The organism is Halanaerobiales bacterium, assembly GCA_035270125.1.
Classification (GTDB): Bacteria; Bacillota; Halanaerobiia; order Halanaerobiales; family DATFIM01; genus DATFIM01.
The window spans coordinates 22,179-28,909 of the sequence record DATFIM010000073.1; the positions used below are offsets into that span (position 1 = coordinate 22,179).

Annotated in this window: 7 protein-coding genes; all 7 read right to left on the reverse strand. The window is 33.5% G+C overall.

The window, feature by feature from the left end:
- Positions 1-2: 2 nt before the first annotated feature.
- Positions 3-2,162 carry an aldehyde ferredoxin oxidoreductase C-terminal domain-containing protein gene (locus VJ881_03825; GenBank protein ID HKL75176.1) on the reverse strand — a complete coding sequence of 720 codons (2,160 nt, stop codon included), beginning with the start codon at positions 2,160-2,162 and terminating at the stop codon, positions 3-5.
- 57 nt (positions 2,163-2,219) lie between these two features.
- A complete protein-coding gene (locus VJ881_03830; protein HKL75177.1) occupies positions 2,220-3,365 on the reverse strand; it encodes an FAD-binding oxidoreductase in 1,146 nt (381 codons plus the stop codon).
- A complete protein-coding gene (locus VJ881_03835) occupies positions 3,355-3,633 on the reverse strand; it encodes a (2Fe-2S)-binding protein (protein HKL75178.1) in 279 nt (92 codons plus the stop codon). Before VJ881_03835 ends, VJ881_03830 begins: the two co-directional genes overlap by 11 nt.
- Before the next feature lie 3 nt (positions 3,634-3,636).
- A complete protein-coding gene (locus VJ881_03840; protein ID HKL75179.1) occupies positions 3,637-4,125 on the reverse strand; it encodes a 4Fe-4S binding protein in 489 nt (162 codons plus the stop codon).
- Positions 4,091-5,206 carry an NAD(P)/FAD-dependent oxidoreductase gene (locus VJ881_03845; protein HKL75180.1) on the reverse strand — a complete coding sequence of 372 codons (1,116 nt, stop codon included), beginning with the start codon at positions 5,204-5,206 and terminating at the stop codon, positions 4,091-4,093. Before VJ881_03845 ends, VJ881_03840 begins: the two co-directional genes overlap by 35 nt.
- On the reverse strand, positions 5,206-5,511 hold the full coding sequence (locus tag VJ881_03850; GenBank protein ID HKL75181.1) for a (2Fe-2S)-binding protein: 306 nt from the start codon (positions 5,509-5,511) through the stop codon (positions 5,206-5,208). The genes VJ881_03845 and VJ881_03850 overlap by 1 nt, the downstream gene beginning before the upstream one ends.
- Positions 5,512-5,648: 137 nt before the next feature.
- Positions 5,649-6,731, reverse strand: a 1,083-nt coding sequence (locus VJ881_03855; protein ID HKL75182.1) for a sodium/proline symporter, incomplete at its 5' end; no start/stop codon positions are given.

The following is a 6,731-nucleotide window of genomic DNA, read 5'->3' on the forward strand; positions in this document are numbered from 1 at the left end:
TTTTATCTTGCGTTTTCAACTATTTTTACTACATCAGGATAAGCGATATCTAATCTTTCTAGAGTTTCAACTTTAGGTATACCATTATTATCCCAACCTCTTTCTTCATAAACTGCATCTAATAAGTCATCATAATAATCTTCTCTATGTTTTCTTAAAGTATTCATTCTTTCTTCTAAATTCATATTTTTAATATCATCTTCACCGACTATTTCTCTAACTTCCTGATCATAATAATCTTTTCTATAAATATACTCTTCAGCAGTAACAGGTCCTACAGCTCTATAAGGAGGAGTATCATTTTCTCTACCATATACTCCCATTCTTATATTAAATACTCTTTGTAGGTTATGCATTCTCTCTGATTGTCTCATAATATCTTCTTCTGTTGTTTCTCTACCTGTAGTAGCTTCAAATAATTCTATATAATTATTTACATGCTCAGGAATTTTATAAGGTTTATCAGTCTGATCATTATCTTCAGGTACTATATCATTCCAGAGAAGTTTACAGGCACCAACAAGACCAAACCAGGTTCTCAAAATAGTCATTTCAACTATTTTTTCAGCCTTATCAGCTAATGTTGGAGCAAAATTGTTAAAATAAGTGACTGAGAACATTAATGCTTCATCATGTTGAGGTCCTTTGTTAGCTGCTGCATAACCAAGCTGCTGACTTGGACATTCTTTAGTTACATATTCTGAATATTCCAGACCTTTATTTTCCATACCTATATCTTCTAAGAATTGACGATCTGCACCATATTCCTCAACAAGATAGTCTTTCATTTGTTTTATACCTTTACCAACAATTTTACCAAAACCTTCATTATTACACATTTGATGTAATAATTCTATAGCAGCTTCAGTATTACCAAAATGTAATTCTAATCCTCCAGTTATCTCTTTATCAATAACTCCATTTTCATAACATTCCATGGCAAAAGCAGTAGCAGTTCCATAAGAAATTGTGTCAATTCCATAAGTGTCACAATAAAAATTAGCTTCAGCAACATGATCTGGATTAAAAATACCACAATTTGAACCTGCTCCAGCTATTGTTTCATATTCAGGGCCATCAAGTAAAATTGTATCTCCTTTAAATGGTCCGGTTTGAAGCTCATATTCATCTATTGTCTTAGCACACTGCATTGTACATCCATACCAGCAACCATCAGGAAATTCTTGATTAAACTTAGTTTCCCAGTAACTGTGATCTATTTTATAATATTCAGGATGGTTATCATACTTATAGTTTTCCACTGGTAAAAGATTAGAATCATTAATTACATCTACTAAATAGGAAGTACCTCTTTTTCTCATCTTATTTTGTTCATCATCATGGTCATGGATTCTTTTGTTAATCTTTCTACCTAATTTGGTAATTTTCTCAGTATCAACAGGATGGTTAGAATCTCCAGTAACATCTGAAAATTTAATTACAATTGCTTTTATCTTTTTATCTCTAAATATAGTTCCAATTCCACCTCTACCTGCCTGTTTTATTCTAACATCTTTACGGTGAACATCGTAAAAAGAGAAATTTAATAATCCAAAATTAGTATTTTTAGCACCAATTCCAGAAGAAATTACTGATACATTTCTTTTTTCTTTTTCACCATCAGCATATTTTTCAGTAAGTTCTTCAGCTAAAATATGAGTTTCTTCAACATCAGTATCAATTTCATTTATTGAAACTTCTTTATTATCACCATCAATATAAATAAGCACTTCATCCTCAGCTTTACCCTGAATTTCCATTGCATCAAAACCAGCAAATTTCATTAAAGGACCAAAATAACCACCAACATTACTATCAATAACAGTATTTGTAAGAGGTGAAATACTTAATACCAGAGATTTTCCTAAACCTGGATATCTTGTAGTTCCAGCTAAAGGACCTGGAGAAACAATTATTTCATTTTCTTCATCATCCCATTTAGTATCATCTTCTACTCCGTCCCATAAATACTTGAGACCATAACCTCTACCACCAATATACTTTTCTTTAATCTCTTCAGGAACTTCTTTGTTTATTACTTCATTATTAGATAAATTTAAATATAAAGTTTGATCTGCATACCCCTTATCTACCTGATCAAACTCATAACTCATTGAAGCTAATTTCTTACCGATCTTCATTTCTTTTTTCGCTTTTGTCATCTTTTGACCTCCCTGTTTTTTTAAACTGATCTTTAAAAAATATTTTCATTAATAATATTATACAACAGATGGCTCAAGTATTAAATTACCTCTTTCAAATCTTTTTAGCGTTAGATCCAAATCAATAGGTGGTTCTTTACCAGTAATCATTTTAGCTATAATTTTACCTGTCATTGGAGACATCATAAAACCATGACCACTAAACCCAACTGCCATATAAAAACCTTCCACTTCTTCTGAACCATCAATAATAGGTTGACTATCAGGTGTCATAGTGTAGGAACCTGCCCACTGTCTTATTGCTCTTAATTCTTTTAATTTTGGCAATAAATTTGTTGTTTTATGAGCCATTTTCTCCATAAAATGCCAGCTGCTCTTTCTACTATGACTTGGAGGAGGATCCTCAGGGCCATAACCCATAACAAAACTTCCATCTGGAGTTTGCTGACAGTAAATGTCATATGAAAAAGACATAACCATTGGCTTTTGCAGTGGATTAACTTTTTCAGTAACCATTATTTCATGGCGTTCAGGTTTTACCGGAATATCAAGCCCAACCATTTCCCCAATTTCTTTTGCATAGCCACCAGCAGCATTAACAACTTTGTCTGTTTCTATAAATCCTTTATTTGTCTCTACACCTTTAATTCTACCATTTTCAACTATTATATCAAGGGCTTCAGTGTAAGTATTTATTTCTACTCCCAATTTTTTTGCTGCTTCTGCATAGGCAATAGTGGTATAAAATGGATTGGCATGACCATCAGTTGGACAATAAGTAGCCCCTACTACTCCCTCTAAATTTATATAAGGTACTAATTCTTTAACTTCTTCAAGACTTATTTCTCTTGAAGGAATATCAAGACTGTTTTGTAATTTAATGTTTTTTCTAAATTGTTCAATTTCTTTATCAGAATAGGCTAAAAGTAAATATCCACCCTGCTTAAGTTCAATATCTCTTTCTACACCTAATTCTTCATTTATATTCTCAAAAATATCCATACTTGCTTTTGCCAGACGACAATTCATTTCAGTTCCCCATTGTTGTCTTATACCTGCTCCACATCTTCCACTTGCTCCACTTGTTAAATATTCCTTTTCTAAAACTACTACATCTTTAACTCCTTCTTTAGCTAAATTAAATGCAATGGAGTTACCAACTACTCCACCACCTATAACTACTACATCTGCTTTATTCTTCATCTTTATATTCACCTGCCAGTTCTTTCAGTTTAATACCCGTTTTTGGGGGTCTACTAGTAGGCATTTTTATTTCTGATAAATCTTTACCTGTAATATTAGCAATTTCCCTTGCTGCTATCTGCATACAGGTATCACCCTGACAGGGCCCCATCCCTAACCTTGAAACTCTTTTTATTTCATCCAGGGTAGTAAATCCATTTTTAATCATATCTCTCAATTCTCCAAGAGTAATATCTTCGCAACGACAGACAATAGTATCTTCTTTCATGATTTACTCACCTACCTTCATATTTCTAACATCCATAACTTTATCCTTAGGTACCGACAGCCAGACTACAGCTGTTTTATCTTTCTTTTCATCATCTTCAACTTTTTCGACTGTAGCTTTACAAATTTCTTTACCTTCTCTATTTAAACCACTTACTTCATCACCTTTTTCAGGTAAGGGTAAAAACTCATACGGAATTTTAACTAATCCTCTTTTTTCACTATAACTATAATCAACAACAAAAATAGCTAAACCAGGACAGCTGGATATACAAATTCCACAACCGGTACATTTTTCATGGTCAATATTTGGTTTATCATTTATATCATCAAATTCTTCAAAAGCTCCAAAAGGACAGCTATGATAACATGGATCACAAGGAATTTCCCTAAAACATTCTGCAATAGCTACTGCTCCATCTTTTAATCTTTTTTTACTGGGTTTAACTTTTTCTAAATCATCTGACTTTGGTATACCTGTTTTTTCCAGCATTGTTGCCCTCCTTTGCTATTTCCAGACCTTCTCTAATTTTTTCTCCTACCGGACCTCTTCTAAGGCTTGCTAGATTTTCTTTAACTTCTTTTCTTTTGGTTTCAGATTTTTCTTTAGAAATATCAAGTTCAATAAGTGCTGAAAGTCCGGCAACTTCACCTTCAAGCATAGCTGCTGTTGCTTCTTCTATTCCTGCTGAATCACCTGCTACATAAATTTTATCACTGGTAGTTTTTAGATTTTCATTTCTAATAGCTACATCTCCTCCTAAATGAGGAACATAAGCCATTTCACATCCAGCCTGAATTAAAATATCAGAAATAGGTTTTAAACCTACAGCCAGACAAATAGTATCTACATCAAGTTCCTTTTCAGTACCAGGTACTTCATTCCATTTATCATCTAATTCACAAATTACTGCTTTTTCTACACTTTCCTCACCTTGTGCTTCCTGAATAGTATGTCCGGTATAGATAGGAACACCTGCTCTTCTTATTTTAGAAGCATGAACTAAATAACCTCCGATTTTAGGAGCTGCTTCTACTATTCCTACTACATCAACCCCAGCCTGTAATAGCTGATAGGATACTATTAACCCAATATTCCCTGCACCTATCATTAAAACTTTTTTACCGGGAACAACTCCATAAACATTCATTAAAGTTTGAACTGCTCCTGCCCCATAAACTCCTGGTAAATCATTATTAGGAAAAGGCAACATTTTTTCTGAAGCACCAGTAGCTACTATAATTTTTTGAGCTTTTATTTTTTTAAATCTTTCTTCATGAGAAACTCCAATAATTCCATCATCATAATAACCCTGAGCTGTAGCTTCTAACAATACCTGAACATTTTCATTTTTAGAAATTTTATTTCGTAAATCTTCTGCTATACTTACTCCTCTTGTTCCGGCAAACTCATTTTTAGAACCAAAAAACATATGAGTCTGTTTAACAAGTTGGCCTCCTAACATATCATCTCTTTCTAATACTATTACTTTTGCTCCTCCTTCAGCTGCAGTAATAGCTGCTGAAAGCCCTGCCGGTCCACCTCCAACCACTAATACATCAGTATTTATCATTATAAATCACCATGACCTTTCTGCTCTTTAACAACCATTCCCTCTTCTACTTTTGTTATACAAGTTTTTACATTAGGAACTCCATCTACCTCCATCAAACATGATGAACAATTACCTATAGCACAAAAAAGTCCTCTTGCTCTACTTAGTTTAGCACTTTTTTTCAATTTTTTTATTCCGGCAGCATGAAGAGCAGCTGCAATAGTTTCTCCCTCATAAGCTTTTATTTCTCTGCCATTATATTTAAATGTAACTTCTTTTCCCCTTTTGAAATCTAAAATGGGGTGATTTTTAATACGTTCCATCAAACTCCTCCTTTTGGCTATATTTTATATGATATTTTGATTTTACTTTTGAAAATAAAATTTTTATTTTTTTGTTATTTATTTTAAAGGATATATACCCGGAATTAACCGGATATATATCCAGATTAATTCAATTTCTATTCATTTTTAAGTGGTTTTAATGCAGTTTCAAATTCTTTTACCACCTGTTTAGTAGGATCTTTACCAGCTGCACTAACAAAGTAAATAGCTAAAACAGAAAGTGCAAAGGCAGGAATTATTTCATATAATCCTGTACCAGCTAAAACTCCTACATTCTTCCAGATAAGAACTGTAGCTCCACCGGTAACTATCCCGGCTAAAGCTCCATTTTTAGTAGTCTGTTTCCAGAAGAGTGAGAATATAATTGCCGGACCAAAGGAAGCTCCAAGACCAGCCCAGGCATAAGAAACTATGTTTAAAACACTACCTCCAGAGAGAGCAAAAATTAAGCCAATGAGGATAATAACTATAACTGCTCCTCTACTTACCCACATTAGTTCTTTCTGACCAGCATCTCTACGGAAGACAGTATATAAATCTTCAGCTAATGCACTTGAGGATACCAGAAGCTGAGAATCAATAGTACTCATGATAGCAGCAAGTACTGCAGCTAAAAATACACCTGAAACCCAAGGTGAAAATAATTTATCAAGTAATTCAAGAAATACCTTTTCACTATCAGGTAAGGGCTCTAAAACTACGATACCAACTATACCTACTAAAACTGCCCCAATTAATGAAATAGTTACCCAGGTAACTGCAACAAATTGTGATCTTGGTATTTGCTTTGCAGATTTTATACCCATAAACCTTACTAAAATATGAGGCATACCAAAATAACCAAGTCCCCAACCAAGTAAAGATATCAAGCCAATAAAGGATAGACCACTACCTGCTGAAATCCATTGTACATCAGCACCTATATCAAAAGTTACACTTTTACCGGCATGTAAAAGATCGGGGTTTACACTTGAAACTGCCCGCCATACTTCAGCAAAACCTCCAAAGTTTGTAATAACAGTTATAGGAACTATAATAAGGGCTATAAACATTAATCCCCCCTGGACAAAATCTGTCCAACTAACAGCTAAATAACCACCTAAAACTGTATATAAACCAACAATAACCACTGAAAAATAAACTGCTATTGTATAGTCTATATTTAATAGACTTTCAAAAAGCTTACCTCCAGCAACAAG